This window comes from Parasphaerochaeta coccoides DSM 17374 (genome assembly GCF_000208385.1).
GTDB classification, from domain to species: domain Bacteria; phylum Spirochaetota; class Spirochaetia; order Sphaerochaetales; family Sphaerochaetaceae; genus Parasphaerochaeta; species Parasphaerochaeta coccoides.
This window is the reverse complement of the sequence record NC_015436.1, coordinates 1,838,847-1,861,523: the sequence shown is the minus strand read 5'-3', so window position 1 is coordinate 1,861,523 and position 22,677 is coordinate 1,838,847. Positions and strand designations below refer to the sequence as shown.

Here is a 22,677-nt window from a genome sequence, read left to right as displayed (position 1 = left end):
ATCAGGCTAGTCATGGATTTCAGGATGGTCGAGGATTATCACGGGACACACAGTAGCGCCCATGCCGGTGATTTTTCTCATGCGGTATCTGACAATGGAGCTGACGGGGTGCGCGGACAGGGTGGCGACATCACGCAGGATTATCTTCTTTATCGCCTGTGCTGAAAGTCCAGGATTGGCATGCGCTCCTTCAGGGGCTTCAGGGATGATATCGTTAATCAGATTGAAGCGTTTCAGGTCTTTGGACGTCATCTTCATCGTCACAGCCGCTTCCTTGGCTCTGGATGCATCACGAAGCAAAATGGAGGCGAAGCCTTCCGGCGTAATCACTGAATACACCGAGTTCTCCAGCATGTAGAGCTTGTCTCCGACACCAATGCCCAAGGCTCCTCCGCTGCCTCCTTCTCCCAGGATGAAGCAGAGGACAATGGTTTTCAGCGTTGAGAAAACCTTGAGGTTGGCGGCAATCGCTTCACCAATGCCTCTTTCCTCCGCGCCAAGGCCGGGATAGGCGCCCGGAGTGTCTATGAAGCAGATTACCGGACGCTGGAACTTCTCAGCCTGACGCGCAAGCCGCAATGCTTTTCTGTATCCCTCCGGGTTGCTCATGCCATAGTTGGCGGCAATGTTTTCTTTCAGGTTCGTGCCTTTGCGATTACCTATGAAAGTCATAGGTATGCCGTCTACAGTACCGATACCGCCGAGCATTGCCGGATCATCTCCGTAGAGCCTGTCACCGTGCAGTTCCATGAATCCATCACATATCAGGTCAATGTAGGTTGCGGCTCCCGGTCGTCCCGGACGACGGGAGAGTGTGACGCATTCCCACGCGGAACGCGCGTTCATGGTGGCTTCGTCAATGCCTGAATGGATTACGCCGGGATGGATTTTCTCCACAGGCACATTGGCCGTATCATCAACCGGAACATCGGTTGCGTCGTGTGCTATGGAACCTTTGTTTTCAGTCATGGTTCGCCTCCTCTGTCACATGGGGCTTTGTTGCGTGTTCCTTTGTCGCGTGTGGCTTTGTCGTATGTACCTTCAAAAGCCATGCAAGAGTGTCCTTCAATCGGGAACGGGGTACAATGGAATCAATGAAGCCATGTTCCATCTGAAATTCTGCCGTCTGAAAGCCTTCCGGCAACTTCTGTCCTATCGTGCCTTCAATTACCCTGGGTCCCGCAAAGCCTATCAAGGCTTCAGGTTCCGCCAGGGTGATATCCCCCAGCATGGCAAAGGACGCGGTCACACCGCCGGTGGTGGGATGGGTGAGGACAATGATCAAAGGAACTTTTGCTTCTTCCAGAAGGGCAGCCGCCGCGCTGGTACGGGACATCTGCATCAGAGAAAAGATGCCTTCCTGCATCCGCGCTCCACCTGAAGCGGTAAAAAGTATCACCGGAGTTCGGGTTTGTGCGCCATCAAGCAGGAGCCGTGTGATGCGTTCTCCCACCACGGTGCCCATGCTGCCGCCCATGAAAAGGAAAGACATGATGCCTATGATGGCCGGTCTGCCTCCAATCAGGCAGGAACCAGTGACCACTGCTTCTTCCTGGTGGGCTTTAAGCGCGTTCTGGTCGAGTTTTTCTTCATAGCCCGCCATGCCTATGGGGTTCCTCTTTCCGAGCGTGTCTTCATGCCACAGGAATGTACCCGTATCCGCAATCAAGGAAATTCTCTCCAGGGTGGACAGAGTCTCATGGTGGTCGCAGCAGGGACAGACGTTCCAGTTTTCCCTCCACTGCTGTACCGGAGACTCCCTGTGGCACACAGCGCATTGTCGGTTTCCGTCATTCATGGTTTTTTCCTTTCCCTGTTTCGGCGGTCAGCTTTCCATAGAGAGTTGTATCAAGCCGCGCGGCACGGAACTCTGTGGAGGAAACAAGCATCATCTGCTCATCCCTGTTGGTTTCTATGCCCCCGACTTCCAGCTCCGCCAGGGCGCGGAGCATGATGGAAATGCACGTCTCCCTGTCCGGAGCATAGGTGATAATCTTTGCCAGCAGGCTGTCATAGCAGGCGGGTACGTTATAGCCTTCATGGATATGGGCATCGACCCGCACGCCGGGACCGGATGGCAGGCGGAGCATGTGTATCTTTCCTGGCCCCCTGGCACATATGCGGCATTCCAGGGCATGCCCACGGGAAGAGGATGGCATGATTTCAGGGGAGAAGGGAAAGCCGGAGGCCAGCAGTATCTGTTGACGAACCAAATCCGTACCGTAGATTATTTCACTGACCGTATGTTCGACCTGGAGACGGGCGTTTACTTCCAGGAAATAAAAGGCACCGTCTTGGTAGAGGAACTCCACGGTTCCGGCTCCGCGATAAGACAGGGAACGGAACAGATGGAGGGAAGCATCCCGCATTCCGTCATGGATAGCTTCAGGCAGGGCAGGGGCAGGGCTTTCCTCAAGCAGCTTCTGATGCTGTTTCTGGAGGGAGCAGTCACGCAGGCCAAGGAAGATGGCTCCTCCCTGACCGTCTCCGAGAAGCTGAGCCTCAACATGACGCGGATGATCCAGGTATTTCTCTATCAGCAGCGCGGCATCTCCGAAAGCTCCGCGAGCTTCCCTGGCTGCCACAGGCAGGATTTTCTTCAGTTCATCAGAAGACCGGACAATGCGGATTCCGCGCCCGCCTCCTCCGTTTGCCGCCTTGATCATCACCGGGTAGCCGATTTCCTCAGCCAGTTTGCAGGCTTCCGCCTCTCCTGCTACGGGAGCATCGCTGCCGGGGAGGATTTTCAATCCCGCATTCCTGGCGGTCATGCGTGCCTGGAGTTTGTCACCCAGCAGGGAGATGGTTCGGGGACAAGGCCCTATGAAGATGAGTCCCGCTTCCTCTGCCGCGCGTGCGAATCCGGCATTCTCTGAGAGAAACCCGACACCGGGATGGATTGCATCACACCGGAAGACGCACGCGGCCATGATGATGTTGTCCTGCATCAGATAACTGCTCTGGGTATCCGCCGGGCCAATGCATACCGCGTGGTCTGCCATGGCCACTGCCAGGGAATCCGCGTCCGCCTGGGAGTAGGCTACAACGCTCCGGATGCCCATGTCCCGGCAGGTGCGTATGATGCGCACCGCTATCTCCCCTCGGTTTGCAATGAGGAGTGTCCGTATCTTTTTCTGGTCGCGGCTCATGTCCGCCGCACCTCGAACAAAGGTTGCCCGAACTCCACCAGCGTACCCTGGGACGCCCGGATGGAGACGATTTCACAGTCATAATCAGCGGTCAGTTCATTGTACAGCTTCATGGCTTCAATGGCGCAGATGGTTGTCCCTTTGGTCACCTTGCTGCCCTGTTCCACATAAGGGGACGCATCAGGAGCCGGGGTCAGGTAGAATACCCCGACCAAGGGAGCGGTGACGGTCATCAGGTTGGAATTTTCGTCTGGAGCCTTGTCAGCAGTTTGTCCAACAGCTTGCCCAGCAGCTTGATTAGCCGCTTGTCCAGAGGACGGAGCAACCACTGAACCAGCGGATGATGCGGGTGATGTGGCACCAATGGGAAAGGGGGAGGGAAGGACGGTGGATGGTTTTTTCAACGCCAGGGAGTATTCCGGGCAGGAGAAGTCCAGCTCTCCCGTGGTGTTGCGTTCAAAGATTTCCAGAAGCTCAGCAATAGTAGGAATTTTCATTTTTCATCTCTGATATAAATTTTTTTACATAAAAAATAATAACGGTAATTATATTTTGTGTCAATATTGACATAAAAATAATATTTGTAGTATTAAAATGAAAGAATCTCGTACAATGCAACGAAAGAAGTACTGAATTATGAAAACGAAAGAAAAACCAGAAGTACGGTACGCCATGCTTCATCCTGGCCAGGGAGCGCAAAACCCCGGCATGGCTCTTGATCTTTATACCGCCTCACCTGCGGTACGGAAGCTTTTCAGCATGGCTTCTGACATCGCCAGCAAGAATCTTTTCACAGTGATGGCCAGCGGGACAGAAGAAGAATTAAAGAAAACTGAAAATACTCAACTTGCCGTCGCCTTGGCGTCTCGTGCCGCAGTGATTCGTGCCGGAGAGCTGGGAATTGAGACAGCCTGCTGCGCTGGTTTCAGCCTTGGAGAATTGCCAGCTCTTGTATGCGCTGGTGTTCTTGATGACGAAAGGCTTTTTTCCATCTTGGTGGAGAGAGGCCGATGTATGTCCCAAGCCGTGGAGATGCTGTGCGCCGACGGGGTGCGTCCAGGGATGGCGGTGGTGATAGGTCTGGGGTTTTCCAGGGTGAAGGAAATCCTTGAAGAAGAAAACGTACAGGGAATCTACTGTGCCAATGACAACAGTCCTGCCCAGGTGGTGCTTGCCGGAGACGTAGGGAAGATGGACGCCCTGGCGGGTGTACTCATAGCCCGCGGAGCCCGTCGCGTCATGCCGCTCAAGGTCTCCGGCCCTTTCCATACGCCATTGATGGAGAAGGCGGTGGAACCATTTGCCACGTTCCTGGAGGGTATCAGCTTTTCAGAGCCGGTTCTTCCCATTGCTTCATCGGTCAGCGGGGAATGGGTGGAAAGCGGCGCGGATGCCCGTCATAACTGCGCCATTCAGCTAAGCTCTCCGGTCGTATGGACAAGGGTGATGGACGCTCTGCGGCAAAGACAACGGGAACTGGGATTCTCCTGTCTCCTGGAAACCGGGCCCGGCACGGTTCTTGCCGGATTATGGGGACGCGAAGCGGCATGTCCCGTGTATCCGGGCGGTACGGAAAATGACCTTCAAGGCATCAGCTTACAAGGAATCAAGGGGAAGGAAAATGGATGAAAAGACTGGCAAGACCGGCAAGACGTGCATGTGTCGCGGCGAGTTGCCCGGCAGGAAAGCATTGGTCACCGGCGGGTCGCGGGGCATAGGCCATGCCATTGTCGCAAAACTCCTTTCCGAAGGAGCCGATGTCTGGTATGTGTCACGAAACCAGAGCAGGGAGCATAATGCCCTTGAAGATGCCGCCGAATGTTCAGGAGGCCGGGTGACATGGGTCGGCTGCGACATATCTGACTCAGACGCGCTTGAAAAAGCGGCGGACAGGGTTTTGGCTGAAGCCGGTCGTGTCGATATCCTTGTCAACAACGCGGGAATCACACGAGATGGCCTGATCATGCGGATGAACCGTGATGCCTGGGACAATGTCCTTCAGGTGAACTTGACCAGTGCTTTCGTCCTGTGCCGCAAGCTGGCCAGGAGCATGGCAAGGACGGGAGGCGTCATCATCAACATGTCTTCAGTCGTCGGACTGACGGGAAATGGAGGCCAGGCGAACTACGCGGCTTCCAAAGCGGGTCTCATTGGTTTCTCCAAGAGCATGGCAAGAGAGCTTGCTTCCCGCAATGTGCGGGTCAATGTCGTGGCTCCCGGATTCATCGACACAGAAATGACCGCGGTTCTTCCTGATACGGTGAAGGAGGATCTGATGAAAAAGATACCCCTTGGTCGTCTGGGAAAAGTGGAGGATGTCGCGCAAGCCGTCGCGTTTTTGGTTTCTGACAGAGCGTCATATATCACCGGCCATGTCCTGACTGTGGACGGTGGCATGGCAATGTAGGAGTAGAGAAGATGAGCGCAGTACGTAGAGTGGTAGTGACGGGGATGGGAATAGTCTCTCCTCTGGGCAACAGGATTGATACGTTTTGGGATAATATCCATTCCGGCATATGCGGAATCGGCCCATTGGACAGGTTTGACGTTTCCGACTACCCGGCCAGGATAGCGGGACAAGTGAGGGACTTTGACTATTCCGACCTGATAGAATCCAAGGCGGCGCGTTCCATGGCTGATTTCACCATATATGCCGTGTACGCGGCAATCCAGGCTATGGAACAGGCAGGCTTTGAACCTGACGGAGCAGGGGGTTGGGATCCTTTCCGCAGCGCGGTACATTTGGGCAACGGTATTGGCGGCTTTGAAGTGGTGGAAGATAACCTCCGCAAACTTTTCGAACGAGGGCCTCGGTCAGTTTCTCCGCTGACCATTCCCAAGCTGATTACCAATGAAGGAGCGGGGAACATAGCCATGCGCTATGGCATCAAGGGGCCTGCCCTCACCATAGCCACCGCCTGCGCATCCGGTACTGATGCCGTGGGCGCCGCCTTCCATGCAGTCCGGCACGGTCAGGTTGACATGTCGCTTACAGGCGGTTCGGAAGGGGCAATCACGCAACTGGCGGTCAGCGGATTTTGCCGCCTGCACGCCCTGTCCACTGCATACAATGATACACCGCTTACCGCCTGCCGTCCGTTTGACGCTACCCGTGACGGGTTTATCCTGGGAGAGGGAGCCGGTATGCTTGTACTGGAAGAACTTTCCCATGCCCGTGCCCGCGGCGCACGCATCCTGGGAGAGATTACCGGTTATGGCGCTACCTGCGACGCCTACCATCTCACATCTCCCAATCCTGATGGTGACGGAGCCATGCGAGCCATGAAAGCGGCAATCGATGAAAGCGGCATCCCCGTGGAGAAAATCGACTATATCAACGCCCACGGCACATCCACCCCGGTCAATGATGTAATAGAGACAAAGGCAATCAAAAGACTGTTCGGCGACCATGCCTACAAGCTCAGGGTATCATCCACCAAATCAATGACATCCCATATGGTTGGCGCCGCCGGAGCCGTGGAAGCCATAGTCAGTCTGCTGGCTCTGAAGGAACAGTTCTATCCCTGCACCTTGAACCTGAATACGCCTGACCCTGCCTGCGACCTGGACTATGTACCAAATACAGGCGTGGAAGATAAGATGACGTGGGCATTGAGTGAGTCCCTTGGATTCGGGGGTCACAATGGAGCATTGGTGTTCCGCAGATATGAAGAATAACAGATAGACAAACAGATAGACGAGGAGATACATCATGAGCCAGTACAGGACACCACAAGAATTGCTGCCGCATCGTCCGCCTTTCCTCTTTGTCGATGGATTGGACGAGGTATCACCGGGGAAGGTCGTAGGACACAAGACTTTCGGTGAAGATGAGTTTTTCTTTGCGGGACATTTTCCTTCATATCCGGTGGTGCCGGGAGTCATCCTGGTTGAAACCATGGCACAATGCGGCGGTGCGGGTTTGGTTGAAGCGGGGATATACCCGCCGGGAGTGATTTTTTTTCTGGCGACAGTGGACAAGGTGAAGTTCCGCCATCAGGTTCGTCCGGGCGACACGGTTGTGATGACCGTCCATGACGAAAAACTTTCAAATAGGATTATCCGCCAGAGAGGTATCCTTGAGGTGGGCGGAAAGCTGGCCGTCGAAGCCACGTGGATGTGCATTATCAGTGATGGCGCAAGCATCACCGCGCAGCAAGGAAACAGAAAAGGAAACAGAATATGAACGAAAACAAAGTCGTCATCCAGAAAAAAGTGATACGCAATATCTCGCTGACCGCTCATCCTGCCGGATGCGCGCGCTATGTCCGTGACCTGATTGAACAGGCACGGAGCCTTGCCAATGGGTCTTCCCCGGATAAAAGATACCTGACTGTCACGGGTCTTTCCCTGCCCAAGCGTGTCTTGGTAATTGGAGGCTCCACCGGGTACGGGCTTGCCTCCCGTGTCGTGGCAGCTTTCTGTGGCGGTGCGGACACCATAGGCGTTTCCTTTGAGCGGCTGCCCACGGAAAGCAAGACTGCTACTCCGGGTTGGTATGCCACCCATGTCTTTGACCAGGAAGCCCGTAAAACAGGTAGTGGCTCTGTTTCCCTCTACGGTGATGCCTTTGCCATGGAAACCAAGGAAAAGGTGGCACAAGCGATAAAGGAGACGTGTGAGGGAGGCCAGGTGGACATGGTCGTCTACAGCATAGCTTCCCCGGTACGCACGGATCCGCAAACAGGAGTCACCTATCAGTCAGTACTCAAGACGGTAGGGGAACCTTATGAATCGCTTTCGCTGGACATTCCACTGGAAAAGATAATATCGGTCACTGTTCCTGTGGCGACAGGAGAGCAGGTCGCTGAAACCGTGAAAGTCATGGGAGGTGAGGACTGGATGCTCTGGATGGAGTATCTGAAGGAGCAGGGAGTGCTTGCTTCTGGAGTGAAAACGATTGCCTATTCCTACATTGGCCCTGAAAAAACATATCCTATTTACCGTCATGGTTCCATTGGCATGGCAAAACGCAATCTTGAGGAAACCGTGCCGCGTATTGACGGCTTGCTGGCTTCTCTGGACGGCAAGGCATATGTATCGGTCAACAAGGCGTTGGTCACACGCGCCAGTTTCGTCATCCCCGTGGTGCCATTGTACATGGCTCTGCTCTATCAGATCATGCAGGAGAAGAATCTCCATGAGGGGTGTCTGGAGCAGGCATACCGGCTGTTCACTGAAAAACTGTATGGCGTGGACGCTGTGGCTACAGATGAAATGGGCAGGATACGTCTTGACGATTGGGAGATGCGGCGTGATGTGCAGGAAGACGTTGACGCAGCCTGGCTTCTCCAGAAAGATGGGGAGAAGATTGCGGGAGGCAATGTCATCTCGTGCGTTCAGGAATATGACAGACTCCATGGTTTCGGATATGAGGACATAGACTACAATCTACCCATCGACCCGCGTGAAATACTGTGAAATGTTTTGAAATATTGTGACCATCGTTTTCTGGGCTTCCTCCAGGTTTTCCCTAAAAACAGAGCTTGCCACCGGCGCGACATGAGAGTACAGTGGCATGTGCGCACGATAGAAGATTATCCACTGCGGACATCCGCCATTGCGAGCGTTCATAAAGAAAGAAGTTTTTGAGAAGGCAAAAAGGAGGAAGCCTCATGAAATTCGTGGGTTCATTGGATCAGGGTACGACCAGCACCCGTTTCATCATTTTTGATGAGAAAGGGAATATTGTTGCGTCGGAACAGAAAGAGCACCGGCAGATTTTTCCTGAACCCGGATGGGTAGAGCATGACCCGGCAGAGATATGGGAGAACAGTTGTGCCTGTATCCGCGGGGCTTTGGGGAAAGCAGGTCTTTCCGGCGGTGATTTGTCCGGGACGGGCATAACCAACCAGCGTGAAACCATCATAGCGTGGAACCGGAAGACAGGGGAACCTTATTACCATGCCGTTGTCTGGCAGGATGTCCGCGGCGCAACTCTGATTGATGCCTTGAAGAAAGAAAACAGTGAGCAATGGCTGCGTGAGCGCAGTGGATTGCTCTACAGTCCGTATTTTTCCGCCAGCAAGATTGCGTGGCTGCTTGAGAACATTCCCGGTCTCCGCCCCGCCGCAGAGAGAGGCGAGGCGGTGTTCGGTACCATTGATACATGGCTGATGTACAACCTGACAGGCAGGAAAACCTGCGTGACTGATGTGACCAATGCTTCCCGCTACATGCTGATGGATTTGAGACGCCGGGAATGGGATGATGATCTCCTGCGCCTTTTTGCTATTCCCCGGCAGGCTCTCCCTGAGATCCGGCCTTCGGTAGGAGAGGTATATGGATACACCGAGGTTTCAGGGCCCTTTGCCGCGTCCATTCCTGTGTGCGGCATTCTGGGCGACCAGCAGGCGGCGTTGTTCGGGCAGGCGTGCTTTGGCAAGGGTGAAGGAAAGAACACCTATGGTACGGGATGCTTCATGCTGACCAATACCGGTACTGTTCCGGTTCTTTCTTCCAGCGGCCTCATAACTACTGTCGCCTATCAGGAGAAAGGAAGGGATGCCCTGTATGCCCTTGAAGGTTCGGTCGCGGTCGCCGGTTCCCTGGTGCAGTGGACGCGGGACAGTCTCTGTCTGGTGAAGGATGTTCGTGAGCTTGACCATCTGGCGGAAAGCGTCGAGGATTCCGGAGATGTCTACATGGTTCCTGCTTTCAGTGGTCTCTTTGCTCCGTGGTGGAGAGATGATGCCCGTGGCGTCATAGTCGGGCTTACCGGGTATGCTACCCGCGCCCATATCTGCCGCGCAGTGCTTGAGTCCACCGCGTTCCAGGTCAAGGACATAGCCGAGGCAATGGAGAAGGACAGCGGCATCACGCTGGGGACGCTCAAGGCGGACGGTGGTCTGACGAACAGTAAGCCGCTGATGAAATTCCAGGCTGACCTGCTCGGTATCCCGGTGATTCGTCCCCAGGTCGTTGAAACGACTGCCTTGGGCGCCGCGTATGCCGCTGGACTGACCGCAGGCGTGTGGGAAACCTTGGGGGAAGTCAGGACTCAATGGCAGGAGGGCTGTCGCTGGGAGCCGCATATGGATGAGGAGACACGCTCGCGGAAGCTCCGGCAATGGTACAAGGCGGTGGATCGCTCCCTGGGTTGGATGAGTGAATAGTCCGTTTCCCTGGAACATCCCTTGCGCATCAGCGTTCTTCGCTTCATAATAGTCACATGAGCAAACCTTCGAAGACCGTGCAACAGACTCCCCTCGTACCTGCCGGAAGACGGAAGGTCATCATGGGGATATTGAGGGAAAAAGGCGTGGTGCGCGTCACCGAGCTGAGTGAAGTCCTTGGCGTGGCGGAAATGACAATCCGTCGGGATCTTGCTCTGCTGGAAGAACAGGGAAGTCTGGAAAGAACCCATGGCGGCGCGGTCACAGCGGACAAGAAAACCAACGAGCCTCACTATTACTCCATGTTCTGGGAACAGAAGATGAAAGTCCACAGCAAGGAGAAGCGTGAGATTGCCTCATACGCGACAAGCCTGATACGCAAGGCTGATACTCTTTTCGTCAATTCCGGCACTACGACGATGGAATTTCTTAAGATGCTGGACATTGATTTGGTAAAGGTCATATCGAACAATCCTCTTGCGCCCATAGTCTCACTGTCCGAGAAGATTACCGTCATCTCCACAGGAGGGGAACTGCGGCGTGAATCGTTCTCCTTTGTAGGAGAAAGCGCGATTGACATGGTAAGTTCAGTCTTTGCGTCCAAGGCTGTCATTGGCGGGGACGGGGTGAGCGTCCGGTTCGGAGTGACGTCTCCCAGCCAATCAGAAGCTGGCTTGACCAGACAGATGGTCAGGAACTCCCAAGGGAAAGTCATTCTTCTCGCTGACAGCAGCAAGATAGGGAAAGTGTCGAATTTCCTTGTCGCGCCCATTGAGGACATAGATATTCTTGTCACTGACAGTGGCATATCAGAGTCCGACCGGGCGGAGTTTGAGCAGAAGGGCGTGACTGTCATTGTTGTTTCTGGCGGCTGAAAACGGGAACAAAACGGCAGCTCTTTTATTTTGTAAGTATCTGTATGGTTTTTATGATTCCATGCGGATTTATCTAGATTTATGTTCGAATATGTTTGACATGGCAGGTTTTTCTTCATAATATTTGCATGAAAGGTGTTTGTTTTTGTTTTGTAAAAAAATTATTTGACATCATGAGAAAAGGAAAGAAGCATGGATACGAAAAAAAGTTACGCTGATGCTTACAAAGATTGCGCATGGGTAGATTTTGCTTCCCTGGAAGCCTTCATGGAAGATGCCCTGGTTCATTCCGGGATTCCACAGGCGGATGCAAAGGTCATTGGGAACGTCCTGATTGAATCAGACAAGAGAGGCATTGACTCCCACGGAATCGGGAGATTGAAACCCATCTATATTGACCGTATCGATGAAGGTATCATGAATCCTGTCACTACGATTGATGTCATCAAGGATGAGAAGACGGCCGCGGTGCTGGACGCCAATAATGGCATGGGGCATGTGGCGGGCGTGAAGGCCATGCAGATGGCCATTGACAAGGCCAAGGAATATGGAATGGGTATGGTCGTGGTACGCAATTCCAACCACTATGGCATTGCCGGATACTTTGTCACTATGGCGACGGAGGAAGGCATGATTGGTGTGACGGGGACCAATGCCCGTCCTTCCATTGCGCCTACTTTCGGAGTGGAGAACATGCTGGGGACGAACCCCCTCACATGGGGACTGCCTACTGACGAGGAATTTCCCTTTGTCCTGGATTGCGCGACAAGCGTATCACAGCGGGGCAAGATTGAAGTATATGGACGTGCCGGCAAGGAGCTTCCTCCCGGATGGGTTATTGGCGAAGATGGTTCCACCCGCACGGACACGGCTCAAGTTCTCAAGGATTTGACCACCGGTCATGCCGCATTGACTCCGCTGGGAGGCATCGGAGAGCAAGGTGGTGGCTATAAAGGCTATGGATATGCCACTGTCGTTGAAATCTTGTCTGCTGCCTTGGCGGACGGGGCATGGATGAAGCAACTCAACGGTACTGATGATAAGGGCAATCATATCCCGTATCCCCTGGGGCATTTTTTCATTGCCATCGACCCTGCGTTCTTCATGGGCAGGGAGGTCTTCAAGAAGATTGCCGGGACTATCTGTCGTGAACTTCGTGATTCACGGAAGGCTCCGGGAAATGACCGCATCTATACCGCGGGGGAGAAGGAATGGGAGGCATGGCAGTACCGCAAGGAGCATGGTTGTCCGGTTCCTCCCAGCCTCCAGAAGACAATGATTACTTTGCGTGATCGTTTCAAGCTGGATTATCATTGGGATTTTGAGAAGAACTGACATCTGACCGTAGACAGCAGATGCACAGCCGGGGGAGCATGGTAACCATGTTCCCCTTTTTTGTTGTTTATGATGCAACGTCTGCATTGAGTCTTTCTTACTAAAGGGGATGTCCAGCAAAATGTTCATCCAAAAGGTTAATACAATGCTAAATATACAGTTTCATGCGTAGATTAATACCTTTGGGTAATGCCTATTCCCTAAAAATAGTACTTTTTGGTAATATGCAGATTCCGGCTGGAGTGATAAAATCAAGTTGGATTGTTGTAGATACGTAGTATCTGATGAATACCTCTGATCGGGAACAAAGCGGATTCCACAGGATTTGCGGGAGAAGCGGTTCCCCCCCAGGATATAGCATGTGCAGAGACCCAGAGAGTCCCAGAGTCCCAGAGTCCCAGAGTCCCAGAGTCCCAGAGTCCCAGAGTCCCAGAGTCCCAGAGTCCCAGAGTCCCAGAGTCCCAGAGTCCCAGAGTCCCAGAGTCCCAGAGAGTAGGTTGCGCTTTATGAGGAAGTCCCCTATAGCAATGCTGGCTCTTGTTGTCCTCGCATTAGTGCTGTCCTCCTGCATCCAGGATCTGCGTCCGCCGGTCGCTCAGAAGGAAGGCATAGCCTTCTCCGCTCGTGCGGCGGGGGATTCTGACAGCTCATGGGAGTGGGAAGAGGGAGATGAGATAGGGCTGTACATGGTCTCCACAGGTACCGACGTGAACCCTGCCAACATCCTCAACGGCGTGGTGAACTACCCCTACACATATGATTCCTTGACGGGGAAGTTCTGGGGGGACGCCTTCTTTCCGGCAGACGGCACCGAGGTGGGTTTGTTTGCCTATTATCCCTACCGAAATACCCCAATCCTGAACGGAGGGTCCGCATACATCTACAAGGTGGACGTGAGGGAACAAGAGGATCCGTATGAAGATGATTTGATCTTCGCGCGTGTGGACGGGGTGGGCAAGGACGTGCCCGTAGACGTTGATCTCACCTTCCAGCACAAGCTTTCCAAGCTGACGCTGGCGATTAGTGCGGGAGAAGGGCTGGAAACGAGCGACCTTGCGGGGTTGAGCGTGGTTTACCAGAGCATGCCTACCATGGCTGAGATTAATTTTGAAGACGGGAGCATAAGCAACAGGCAGACGGATGCGGCAGGAGGAAAAGTGCCGGTGAACGCGGCGGGGACGGCAGGAGCGGCGATCATCGTGCCGCATGACGGAGTCACCTATCCAAATAGGAAAATGGTCTTCACGCTCACCAGCACGGGAAAGACATATACGTGGAACATCCCGGACACTAAGGTTTTCGAGGCGGGGTACCACAGCACCTACAGCGTGAAGCTCACGGGGTGGGGCATTGATGTAAATCCGGTGGGCGTGGCGGCGTGGACGGACGGGGGGAACGGCTCGTTCAAACAGGAGAACATCCCGGACTACACCGGCACAGGTACGCAGACAGACCCCTACATGATATATACCGCCCGTGGGTTGAAGGGAGTGCTGGAGACTCACGGCAGTACGGCCGGCAGTTACTACGAGCTAGCCCGTGACATAGAGCTGGGCGAGTACTTGGCTGCAAATTCCCTGACATGGCCGGCTATAAATTTCATGGGGAAGTTTGATGGGAAAGGGCATGTGGTCAACGGGCTGCGGATTACGTCTTCATCAGTAAATGTAGGTTTCTTTGCGTCGATGGCCATTAGCGCAAGCGTGTATAACCTTGGCCTGACGAACGTGGTGGTCAAGGGAACTGATACAGGTTTCAGTGAAGTTGGCGGCTTGGTGGGTGTGAATGAGGGGACGATAGAGGATTGCTTCGTGAGCGGGTATGTGGAGAGTCTTGCGGCTACAGGTTACACGGGAGGGCTGGTCGGATTAAATTTTCACGGCACCATCATGCGATCCGCGAGCTATGCGACGGTCGAGGGGGGAGCCTATGCAGGCGGCCTTGTCGGCTTCCATGAGGTAGGGTATATAGAGGACAGCGAGGTCATCGCCGAGAGCGTTCGTAGCATAAGGTTCGCCGGGGGCTTGGCGGGTACAATAGTGGATCAGAGCATGATAACAGGCAGCCATGCCATCGTCAGGAGCGTGAGCAGTGGTAGCGCGTGGGGGGACAGTTCTGCCGGAGGACTTGTAGGAGCAACCGACCTCTCGGAAATAACGAACAGCTATGCCGTGGTTGATTACGTGAGTGCCTCACTGGCCGGAGGGTTCGTAGGACACACTGAACAGACGAACATCTCTTTCCCGTCTGATCGTGTCGATACCATCGTAGGAACGGTGGAAGGCAAGCGGTATGCCGGAGGGTTTGTCGGCAAGGCTGACGACAGCACCATCGAAGATGCATCGGTGGTCTTCGGTCGGGTGATTGCCACCGGATATCTCAGCGGTGATACAAGCACTGGTTCGGCAGGAGGTTTTGCCGGATATCTCAACGGAAGTGGTAGCAACACACTCAGGGGCAGTGCCAGGGGAAGGAACGCTTCTTCCACGGTGGAAGGGTGGAAGAACGCCGGAGGCTTCGTGGGATTCATGGACAGCGGGGCGGTCGTCGGGAACAGTTCCGTGGACATGAGCGGAGGGACGGTCACGCTCGCCAGTGGCACTGATGCTTCTAAAACCTATGTCGGTGGGTTTGTAGGAACAATCATGGATGGCGGACAGGTTGACAAAAGCAGCGTCCATGTCAGTGGGGAGATCAAGGGAACAGGAATGGTCGGCGGTTTTGTCGCATACATGAGCGGAAGCAATATTGAAATCACTGACAGCCGTGTGGAAGTCGGGAACATTACTGGGGGAGACTTCACTGGCGGTTTCGTAGGAGGCATGAGCAATTCGGATAGTGCGACAGGGAGGCTGATAGCCAGGAGTGCGACGATTATCCAGGGCGACATCACATACAATGGGAGTGGGAGCATAGGGGTTGTCGGCGGGTTCGCCGGGTACTTGGGTCGCGCGGACATCAAGGAGAGTTCCGTCCATGTGAACGGAAAGATTGCCGGGGGGCCTTCGACAGGAGGTTTCGTCGGGGGACATTCCAGCGGAGGCGTATATGACTCTTACGCCCGTGTGGGAACTGTCAGCAGCGGCAGCTACGACAATGCCGGGGGGTATGCCGGGCAACTGGGAGATGTGGCATTGCTCAGTAACGTGTATGTGGTTGTTAACGCTGTGGTAGGAAATTCCCAGATTGGAGGGTTCATCGGTTTCGTATCCAATAACTTTAATAACGTAAAAAGCATCGTGGCGATAATCACGCAGGAAATTAAGACAACACAGGCCATAAACGCATGGATTGGTTTATTCGCTGGCTATAAGGGGTCTCCCCCTCCCTCCAACACCACATACAAACGGTATGTCTCAGATGATTCTTCCGGAGGGCCTCCAGTCTTAGTGGCAATTTCTCCTTATGTTGTCTCTATTGTGGATAGCACTATAGTGGCAAAAAAGCCAAACACGACATTCCAAAATTCGGACTTCTGGTCCTCTGACGCTAACTGGACGGGCGCGGTATGGGATCTTGCAATCTGGAAGTTTGATGCCGCTGACGGTTATCCCACGTTGATTAATGCTCCTGCTCCGTGAGAAAGAGGCGGGCGCAAAGAAAAGGATTCATTTAGCTTATAACCTGAACAAAAGAGGAACGGAACGCCTGTCATCCCATTGGCAGGCGTTTTTCTATCATCCTCATGCGTGACGGATTTTACGTCCTGATTTTCCCGATGAGTCCGGTGAAAGTGAGAACGAACCTTTGGAGGAGCTTTTCTGTTTTAGCATCAATGAAAGCTCCCTTATCATCAAACATACCAGCGACATCACCGACATACGCCTCCGGTTGTTGCAAGGTCTGCATATTAAGAAAAGCAAGAACCTGGCGGAGATGATGATTGGCGCCGAAAGCTCCGAGGCGTCCGGGAGTGACGCTGACAATAGCTGTCGGCTTGCCATCCCAGAGGTTCTTGCCCCACGGACGGGAAGCTATGTCCAGCACGTTTTTCAGGGCGGCGGGGAAGGAGCGGTTGTGTTCCGGAGTAACGAACAGAAAAGCATCTTGTGCGGCGACATCCTTGCGCAATCTTTCCCATGACGCCGGAACCGTGCCCGTATCATCGTAATCTTGGTCAAAGACTGGAAGATTGGAGATATCAATGCGGCTTACTTCATAATCCTGGGGAAAAAACTTTGCCAGCACATTGGCAATCTTGCCGCTGAATGAATCCTTGCGGAGACTACCTATGACAATCCCGACTTTTATCTTGCTCATTATCAGACTCCTTGATGTACTTTATTTCTTTTTTAATGGCACAGCGTTGGTTTTCTTAGCCGTCACATGCTGTCACATATAATATGAAAGGATTTTCCCCAAGCGTCCACCAAAAGAATGCGTGTCATGAGCCTGTGACATGTCGCTCAACCAGGGAACAAGCGCACAGCCGTGCCATGGAGAAGGCGGCCTGCATGTTGTATCCGCCGGTATCCCCATCAATATCAAGGATTTCACCGACAAAAAAAACTCCTGGCACCAGACGTGATTCCATGCTGGAACGGTCAACATCATCCAGCCGTATGCCCCCGCTTGTCACCATGGCAGAGGAAAACCCCTTGCGGCCTTCTATGGGGAACGAAGCGTCTGTCACTGCCTGGATAAGGCGGGAGCGCATTTCCCGGTTCATGTCCGCGCATCGGAGAGAGGGGGCGGCTCCACTCATGGTCATGACGAGGGATACGAGGGTAGATGTCAGTCCGGCTTCTTTCAAGACGGTGGAGACCTGTCTGTGAGGAGACTGCCCGAAGGTATCCATGAGCATTGTACAGGCTTCTTCCCTGGAAAGATTTCCTATGAGGGATATGCGTACAATGTCTCCATGATGGCACCAACGGGACATAGTGAGGATTGCGGGACCGGAGAGGCCATCATGTGTGAAAAGAACATCACCTTGCGCCTTGAACCATGCTTTGTTTTCACCTGCATGAAAAACTCTGATTGAGGCGTCCTGGACGGATGTTCCGGCAGCGGCGGTGAAGCCGTAATTTTCCACGATCAGGGAAGTCAGAGCGGGCGATGGCGGGACTATGCTGTGTCCCAGGCTTTTGGCAAGGAGATAACCCGAACCATCGGAACCCGTGCGGGGATAGCTCATGCCGCCAGTGGCAAGGACAATAGTGCGCGTCTGTTTTTCTCCTGTGTCCGTCACCACGGTGAAAAACCCGTCATGGCGGAGTACTTTTCTGGCAGTGCATGAGAAAGCAAATTCCACTCCCTGTGCCAAAGCCGTTTTCATCAGGACATCCACTACTGACTGCGCCTTGAACGACGCCGGATATACCTTCCCGTCATCACGGAAGAAAAGTTCCAGGCCATGGGAACGGAACCAGTCCCACGCGGCGTGGGGAGGAAAGGAGCGAAGGGCTGGCTTGAGGAAGTTAGCCTGCTGTCTGCTTCCAAAATGCTTGAGAAAATCTTCCGGCGCGTCGGTGTTGGAAAGATTGCACATCCCTCCCCCGGTAATCATGATTTTTCGCCCAGGGACGGGGTTCTTGTCCATGACGAGAACCGAGAGTGATGAGGGAAGGGATGCGGCCAGAAAAAGTCCCGCGGCTCCTGCCCCCGCTATGATGACATCATACATGCCGTACTGCTTTAACCACTTTAGCCGCTTTACAAAAGAAACACGCCATGGTTCCGGGCTTCATCATGAACTTCCTGCGGCCAGACTGATGACTGTACTTCTCCAATATGGGCTTTGTTCAGGAAGAACATGCACAGGCGGCTTTGTCCAATTCCGCCTCCGACAGTCTGGGGAAATTCTCCGGCAAGCAGTCTCTTGTGCCAGTACAGATTTTCCCTTTCCGGACATCCTCTGATGACCAATTGCCTGCGCAAGGTCTCCTGATCCACCCTGATGCCCATTGAACTCAACTCAAGGGAATCTTCCCTGACGGCATCCCAGACAATGATGTCACCGTTGAGGCCGTAACATTCGCCGCCCGTCGGAGATGACCAGTCATCATAGTCAGGAGCCCTTCCGCCATGAGGTATGCCGTCAGGCAAGGCGCAGCCGATGCCAATGATGAAGATGCAGCCGTATTTTTGCGCCAAGGCTTTCTCGCGTTCAGGAGGCGTCAGGCCGGGGTAGAGCGCTTGGGCTTCTTCTGCATGGATGAAGGTGATTTCTTCCGGAAGAACCTTTGCGCAGACAGGAAATTGCTCCCGTATGAGAAATTCAGTTCTCTTGAAACTTTGGAATATCTTTGTCACGGTTTGCTTGAGGAAAGCAAGGTTCCGGCTTCCCGGTTCCATCACGGCTTCCCAGTCCCATTGGTCTACATAGATTGAATGGATGGCGTCAATGTCGTCGTCCGGCCTGATGGCGTTCATATCAGTGTACAACCCGGTGCCCGGAAGGTAAGCGTGTTCCGCCAATGCCATGCGTTTCCACTTTGCCAGGGACTGGACAATCTCCATCTGCATATCATTCATCTTGCCGATTCCAAAACTGACCGGTCTTTCCACTCCGTTGAGGTCATCATTGATTCCTGATCCCTTGGGAACAAACAGGGGACTGGTCACGCGGGAAAGGCGGAGTTCGCCGGAGAGTTCCCGTTCAAATGTGTCTTTGATGAACTTGATGGCTTTTTCCGTCTGGTTCTGATCCAGACGGGGACGATAGTTCCGTGGGAAATGGTGTGACATGATGATGCGCCTCCTTGGTGGATGCAGTAATGGATGATGCAGCCAAAGATACACTGAAACAGTGGCATAATGCAAACTTTTTCCCCCACGCGCGGTTTTCCGCGCCTTGGAGATACGCTTCGGCATTTCGGACAGGGGGGTTCCAGGACGCCATGAACCTGCCGGTGGGGGAGATTCCGCATAAGAAAACGCGGAGATTAATTCATGGTTTTCTGATAAACATATCCACTTTAACACAAAAATATCCAAAAAAAATTATTTTTGTGACTTAGGTCACAGATAATTTTTCTTTTTATGTTTACATTATCAGTACTGAAAAGGGAAAACCATGTTCCCTTTCTGTCATGAGATTGAAAATTACCAGGGGGCTAACGCATTATGGAAATGAACCAGTGGAAAGGTTTCAAAGGTACGAAATGGAAGACAGGCGTCAATACGCGTGACTTCATCCAACAGAATTATACCGAATACACAGGTGACGATAGTTTCCTTGCCGGGCCGACCGAAGCTACCGATAAGCTCTGGGGAGAACTCCAGAAGCTCAATGAAATCCAGTTCGACCGCAATGGCGTATATGACATGGACACTGACATAGTATCCACCATTACATCACACAAGCCGGGCTATCTGGACAAAGACCTGGAGAAGATTGTCGGCTTGCAGACTGACGTGCCTCTCAAGCAGGCGTTCATGCCCTTCGGCGGCATCACCATGGCCAATCACGCGCTTGAGAGCAATGGCTATAAGCCCAATCCTGAATTGACCCGTATTTTCAGCGACTGGCGCAAGACCCATAACCAAGGTGTCTTTGACGTGTACACCGCCGAAGCCCGCGCCGCTCGCAAGAACAAGATTATCACCGGTCTGCCTGACGCTTATGGCCGTGGCCGCATCATTGGCGATTACCGCCGTGTCGCCCTGTATGGCATTGACTATCTCATGGCAAAGAAGAAGGCTGACCATGATAACGTTGGCTTCCGCACCATGACTGAAGATGTAATCCGTCTGCGTGAGGAAATCTCCATGCAGTACAAGGCTCTGGGGCAGATGAAGGAAATGGCCGCTTCTTACGGTTATGACATCTCCAAACCCGCCGCCAATGCCCAGGAAGCTGTCCAGTGGCTCTATTTTGGCTATCTGGCCGCCATCAAGGAACAGAACGGCGCCGCCATGAGCATTGGCCGTGTCTCCGCCTTCCTGGATATCTACATCCAGAGGGATCTGAACAACGGCGTCATCACTGAAAGCCAGGCGCAGGAGCTGATCGACCACTTGGTCATGAAGCTGCGCATGGTCAAGTTCGCGCGTACCCCTGAGTACAACTCCCTGTTCTCCGGATATCCCATCTGGGCGACTCTCTCCATTGCCGGTATGGGTTCTGACGGGCGTTCCCTTGTCACCAAGAGCGACTTCCGTCTGCTGCACACGCTGGTCAACATGGGGCCGTCCCCTGAGCCGAACCTCACTGTCCTGTATTCCGCCAAACTGCCGGAAGGTTTCAGGACTTTTGCCAGCAAGATTGCCATTCAAAGTTCCTCAATCCAGTTTGAGAACGATGATCTTCTCAGGAAGAACTGGGGTTCCGATGATTGCGCCATAGCCTGCTGTGTATCCGCGACCGTGACCGGTAAGGACATGCAGTTCTTCGGCGCCCGTGCCAACCTTGCCAAGGCGGTTCTCTACGCCATCAACGGCGGTGTGGACGAGGTGACCGGAGCGCAGGTCGCTCCTCCGTATGAGAAGATAACTTCCGAATATATCTCTTATGATGAGTTTCTGCCCAAGTTCAGGAGAATCATGGACTGGCTTGCCGAGCTGTATGTCAACACGCTCAATGTAATCCACTACATGCACGACAAGTACTGCTATGAGGCGGCTGAGCTGTCTTTGATGGATTCCAACCTCAAGCGTACCTTTGCCACCGGCATAGCAGGTATCTCCCACGCCGCCGACAGCTTGTCCGCCATCAAGTATGCCAAGGTCAAGCCCATCCGTGATGAGAAGGGCAAGACGGTTGATTTCCAGATTACCGGAGACTTCCCCCGCTATGGCAATGATGATGACCGTGCTGACGAGCTGGTCGGGGAAATCCTTGAGTACTTCATGACGCAGATTCGCCGCCACCACACGTACCGGGATTCCACGCCTACCACGAGCCTCCTGACAATCACCAGCAATGTCGTATACGGCAAGAACACTGGTGCGTTGCCTGACGGAAGGCCAGCGGGTGAGCCTCTGGCTCCTGGCGCCAACCCAAGTTATGGGGCGGAGAAGAACGGACTGCTTGCCAGCCTGAACTCGACGGCCAAGCTCAACTATGACTTTGCCCAGGATGGTATCTCCAATACCCAGACCATCAATCCGATCGGCTTGGGGAAGGATGAGGCGTCACGCATTGCCAACCTGCGGAATGTCATGGACGGATACTTCACGGAAGGTGCTTATCATCTGAATGTGAATGTCTTTGACAATGACTTGCTGCGGGATGCTATGAAGAACCCGAAGAAGTACCCGAACCTGACCATCCGTGTTTCCGGTTACGCCGTGCGTTTTGTTGATTTGACCGAGGAACAGCAGAGAGACGTTCTGATGAGGACTTCCCACTGCTGCATGTAACAGACCATGCGCTTTCAGGGATGCCAAAGCATCCCTGAAGCCCCATGGGGAACTTCCAAGGAGCCATGTCATGAATAGGGAAAAGATATACGGACACATACATTCTACGGAGAGTTTCGGCTCGGTGGATGGCCCAGGGGTCCGTTTCATTGTATTCATGCAGGGATGCAAGATGCGTTGCCAGTTCTGCCATAATCCTGATACATGGAAGATGACGGGCGGCACGGTTTTCTCCAGCGAGCAGCTGCTTGCCCAGGCGGAACGGTTCCGGCCTTACTGGGGTAAGGACGGGGGCATTACAATCAGCGGCGGGGAGCCGCTCCTCCAGATTGATTTCCTTCTTGATTTCACCCGCAAGGCGAAGGAGAGGGGAATCAACATTGTCCTGGATACCTGTGGCCAGCCGTTCACGTATGCACAGCCTTTCTTCCACAAGTTCACCGAGCTGATGAAGTATGTAGACCTGATTCTTCTGGATATCAAGCATATTGATGATGATGCCCATAAGGTTCTGACCGGACATTCAAATTCCGCGGTTCTCCAGATGGCACGGCATCTTTCCGACATTGGCAAACCTGTCTGGATCAGGCATGTCCTTGTTCCCCAGCGCACTGACTACGACGAGTTCCTCATCCGGCTGGACAGTTTCATTGAAACCCTCTCCAACGTTGAGAAAGTCGAGGTGCTGCCCTATCATGCCATGGGTTGCTTCAAATGGGAGACTCTTGGCGTGACGTATCCTCTCACAGGCATCAATCCTCCTGCCAAGGAACGGATAGAGAACGCAAACAGGCTTCTTCATACCCATGGCAACCGTGAGACTGACAAGAAGATTGCTTCTCTGTAATACTTTATTGACATTCCTTGTGTGACTTCCTATAGTGCTTTCCGGTGTCT

Annotated in this window: 19 protein-coding genes; 12 read left to right on the top strand and 7 right to left on the bottom strand. The window is 53.5% G+C overall.

From position 1 onward, the window contains the following. Nucleotides 1-6 precede the first annotated feature (6 nt). From SPICO_RS07990 to accB, 4 genes are read right to left on the bottom strand one after another with little or no spacing between them, the layout of a single operon-like run. Complete coding sequence (locus SPICO_RS07990; protein WP_013740162.1) at nucleotides 7-969, bottom strand: acetyl-CoA carboxylase carboxyltransferase subunit alpha; 963 nt, start codon at nucleotides 967-969, stop codon at nucleotides 7-9. Then, entirely contained in the window at nucleotides 962-1,798 is an 837-nt protein-coding gene (locus SPICO_RS07985; protein ID WP_013740161.1) for an acetyl-CoA carboxylase carboxyltransferase subunit beta, read from the bottom strand. The genes SPICO_RS07990 and SPICO_RS07985 overlap by 8 nt, the downstream gene beginning before the upstream one ends. Further along, the gene (locus SPICO_RS07980) at nucleotides 1,791-3,149 is read right to left on the bottom strand and encodes an acetyl-CoA carboxylase biotin carboxylase subunit (RefSeq protein WP_013740160.1); all 1,359 of its coding nucleotides are present in this window, start codon (nucleotides 3,147-3,149) and stop codon (nucleotides 1,791-1,793) included. Before SPICO_RS07980 ends, SPICO_RS07985 begins: the two co-directional genes overlap by 8 nt. Then, on the bottom strand, nucleotides 3,146-3,646 hold the full coding sequence (gene accB / locus SPICO_RS07975; RefSeq protein ID WP_013740159.1) for an acetyl-CoA carboxylase biotin carboxyl carrier protein: 501 nt from the start codon (nucleotides 3,644-3,646) through the stop codon (nucleotides 3,146-3,148). Before accB ends, SPICO_RS07980 begins: the two co-directional genes overlap by 4 nt. Nucleotides 3,647-3,785: 139 nt before the next feature. Between accB and SPICO_RS07970 the strand changes: the two genes are divergently transcribed. The 9 genes from SPICO_RS07970 to SPICO_RS07930 all read left to right on the top strand — a co-directional run bounded on the left by SPICO_RS07970 (nucleotide 3,786) and on the right by SPICO_RS07930 (nucleotide 16,055). Continuing rightward, entirely contained in the window at nucleotides 3,786-4,778 is a 993-nt protein-coding gene (locus tag SPICO_RS07970; protein WP_013740158.1) for an ACP S-malonyltransferase, read from the top strand. Further along, entirely contained in the window at nucleotides 4,771-5,556 is a 786-nt protein-coding gene (fabG, locus tag SPICO_RS07965) for a 3-oxoacyl-[acyl-carrier-protein] reductase (protein ID WP_013740157.1), read from the top strand. The genes SPICO_RS07970 and fabG overlap by 8 nt, the downstream gene beginning before the upstream one ends. Nucleotides 5,557-5,567: 11 nt before the next feature. Next, nucleotides 5,568-6,827 (top strand): beta-ketoacyl-ACP synthase II, encoded by a 1,260-nt coding sequence (fabF, locus tag SPICO_RS07960; RefSeq protein ID WP_013740156.1) that lies wholly within the window; start codon nucleotides 5,568-5,570, stop codon nucleotides 6,825-6,827. A 34-nt stretch (nucleotides 6,828-6,861) separates the two neighbouring features. Beyond that, nucleotides 6,862-7,335: a 3-hydroxyacyl-ACP dehydratase FabZ gene (fabZ, locus tag SPICO_RS07955; RefSeq protein WP_013740155.1), complete on the top strand. Its 474-nt coding sequence runs from the start codon at nucleotides 6,862-6,864 to the stop codon at nucleotides 7,333-7,335. Further along, the gene (fabV, locus tag SPICO_RS07950; protein ID WP_013740154.1) at nucleotides 7,332-8,570 is read left to right on the top strand and encodes an enoyl-ACP reductase FabV; all 1,239 of its coding nucleotides are present in this window, start codon (nucleotides 7,332-7,334) and stop codon (nucleotides 8,568-8,570) included. The genes fabZ and fabV overlap by 4 nt, the downstream gene beginning before the upstream one ends. Nucleotides 8,571-8,764: 194 nt before the next feature. After that, entirely contained in the window at nucleotides 8,765-10,264 is a 1,500-nt protein-coding gene (gene glpK, locus SPICO_RS07945) for a glycerol kinase GlpK (protein ID WP_013740153.1), read from the top strand. Between the two features lie 56 nt (nucleotides 10,265-10,320). After that, nucleotides 10,321-11,139: a DeoR/GlpR family DNA-binding transcription regulator gene (locus tag SPICO_RS07940; protein WP_013740152.1), complete on the top strand. Its 819-nt coding sequence runs from the start codon at nucleotides 10,321-10,323 to the stop codon at nucleotides 11,137-11,139. Nucleotides 11,140-11,331: 192 nt separating this feature from the next. Then, on the top strand, nucleotides 11,332-12,474 hold the full coding sequence (locus SPICO_RS07935; protein WP_013740151.1) for an Ldh family oxidoreductase: 1,143 nt from the start codon (nucleotides 11,332-11,334) through the stop codon (nucleotides 12,472-12,474). A 506-nt stretch (nucleotides 12,475-12,980) separates the two neighbouring features. After that, the gene (locus SPICO_RS07930; protein WP_013740150.1) at nucleotides 12,981-16,055 is read left to right on the top strand and encodes a fimbrillin family protein; all 3,075 of its coding nucleotides are present in this window, start codon (nucleotides 12,981-12,983) and stop codon (nucleotides 16,053-16,055) included. A 118-nt stretch (nucleotides 16,056-16,173) separates the two neighbouring features. Here the strand turns inward: SPICO_RS07930 and SPICO_RS07925 are convergent, their stop codons facing one another. The 3 genes from SPICO_RS07925 to asnA all read right to left on the bottom strand — a co-directional run bounded on the left by SPICO_RS07925 (nucleotide 16,174) and on the right by asnA (nucleotide 19,164). Next, nucleotides 16,174-16,734, bottom strand: a complete 561-nt coding sequence (locus SPICO_RS07925; protein ID WP_013740149.1) for an NADPH-dependent FMN reductase — start codon at nucleotides 16,732-16,734, stop codon at nucleotides 16,174-16,176. A gap of 124 nt (nucleotides 16,735-16,858) precedes the next feature. Continuing rightward, a complete protein-coding gene (locus SPICO_RS07920) occupies nucleotides 16,859-18,100 on the bottom strand; it encodes a BaiN/RdsA family NAD(P)/FAD-dependent oxidoreductase (RefSeq protein ID WP_013740148.1) in 1,242 nt (413 codons plus the stop codon). A gap of 29 nt (nucleotides 18,101-18,129) precedes the next feature. Next, nucleotides 18,130-19,164, bottom strand: coding sequence for an aspartate--ammonia ligase (asnA, locus tag SPICO_RS07915; RefSeq protein ID WP_013740147.1), 1,035 nt, complete (start codon nucleotides 19,162-19,164; stop codon nucleotides 18,130-18,132). A 29-nt stretch (nucleotides 19,165-19,193) separates the two neighbouring features. Between asnA and SPICO_RS07910 the strand changes: the two genes are divergently transcribed. From SPICO_RS07910 to pflA, 3 genes are all read left to right on the top strand, one after another. Beyond that, nucleotides 19,194-19,436, top strand: a complete 243-nt coding sequence (locus SPICO_RS07910) for a hypothetical protein (protein ID WP_041395194.1) — start codon at nucleotides 19,194-19,196, stop codon at nucleotides 19,434-19,436. 106 nt (nucleotides 19,437-19,542) lie between these two features. Continuing rightward, on the top strand, nucleotides 19,543-21,780 hold the full coding sequence (gene pflB, locus SPICO_RS07905) for a formate C-acetyltransferase (protein WP_013740146.1): 2,238 nt from the start codon (nucleotides 19,543-19,545) through the stop codon (nucleotides 21,778-21,780). 70 nt (nucleotides 21,781-21,850) lie between these two features. Next, on the top strand, nucleotides 21,851-22,627 hold the full coding sequence (gene pflA, locus SPICO_RS07900; protein WP_013740145.1) for a pyruvate formate-lyase-activating protein: 777 nt from the start codon (nucleotides 21,851-21,853) through the stop codon (nucleotides 22,625-22,627). The last annotated feature ends 50 nt before the right edge of the window (nucleotides 22,628-22,677 follow it).

Coding starts and splice junctions, on each gene's coding strand:
- SPICO_RS07990 (WP_013740162.1), bottom strand. CDS start 969: ATGACTGAAAACAAAGGTTCCATAGCACACGACGCAACCGATGTTCCG.
- SPICO_RS07985 (WP_013740161.1), bottom strand. CDS start 1,798: ATGAATGACGGAAACCGACAATGCGCTGTGTGCCACAGGGAGTCTCCG.
- SPICO_RS07980 (WP_013740160.1), bottom strand. CDS start 3,149: ATGAGCCGCGACCAGAAAAAGATACGGACACTCCTCATTGCAAACCGA.
- accB (WP_013740159.1), bottom strand. CDS start 3,646: ATGAAAATTCCTACTATTGCTGAGCTTCTGGAAATCTTTGAACGCAAC.
- SPICO_RS07970 (WP_013740158.1), top strand. CDS start 3,786: ATGAAAACGAAAGAAAAACCAGAAGTACGGTACGCCATGCTTCATCCT.
- fabG (WP_013740157.1), top strand. CDS start 4,771: ATGGATGAAAAGACTGGCAAGACCGGCAAGACGTGCATGTGTCGCGGC.
- fabF (WP_013740156.1), top strand. CDS start 5,568: ATGAGCGCAGTACGTAGAGTGGTAGTGACGGGGATGGGAATAGTCTCT.
- fabZ (WP_013740155.1), top strand. CDS start 6,862: ATGAGCCAGTACAGGACACCACAAGAATTGCTGCCGCATCGTCCGCCT.
- fabV (WP_013740154.1), top strand. CDS start 7,332: ATGAACGAAAACAAAGTCGTCATCCAGAAAAAAGTGATACGCAATATC.
- glpK (WP_013740153.1), top strand. CDS start 8,765: ATGAAATTCGTGGGTTCATTGGATCAGGGTACGACCAGCACCCGTTTC.
- SPICO_RS07940 (WP_013740152.1), top strand. CDS start 10,321: ATGAGCAAACCTTCGAAGACCGTGCAACAGACTCCCCTCGTACCTGCC.
- SPICO_RS07935 (WP_013740151.1), top strand. CDS start 11,332: ATGGATACGAAAAAAAGTTACGCTGATGCTTACAAAGATTGCGCATGG.
- SPICO_RS07930 (WP_013740150.1), top strand. CDS start 12,981: ATGAGGAAGTCCCCTATAGCAATGCTGGCTCTTGTTGTCCTCGCATTA.
- SPICO_RS07925 (WP_013740149.1), bottom strand. CDS start 16,734: ATGAGCAAGATAAAAGTCGGGATTGTCATAGGTAGTCTCCGCAAGGAT.
- SPICO_RS07920 (WP_013740148.1), bottom strand. CDS start 18,100: ATGTATGATGTCATCATAGCGGGGGCAGGAGCCGCGGGACTTTTTCTG.
- asnA (WP_013740147.1), bottom strand. CDS start 19,164: ATGTCACACCATTTCCCACGGAACTATCGTCCCCGTCTGGATCAGAAC.
- SPICO_RS07910 (WP_041395194.1), top strand. CDS start 19,194: ATGGATGATGCAGCCAAAGATACACTGAAACAGTGGCATAATGCAAAC.
- pflB (WP_013740146.1), top strand. CDS start 19,543: ATGGAAATGAACCAGTGGAAAGGTTTCAAAGGTACGAAATGGAAGACA.
- pflA (WP_013740145.1), top strand. CDS start 21,851: ATGAATAGGGAAAAGATATACGGACACATACATTCTACGGAGAGTTTC.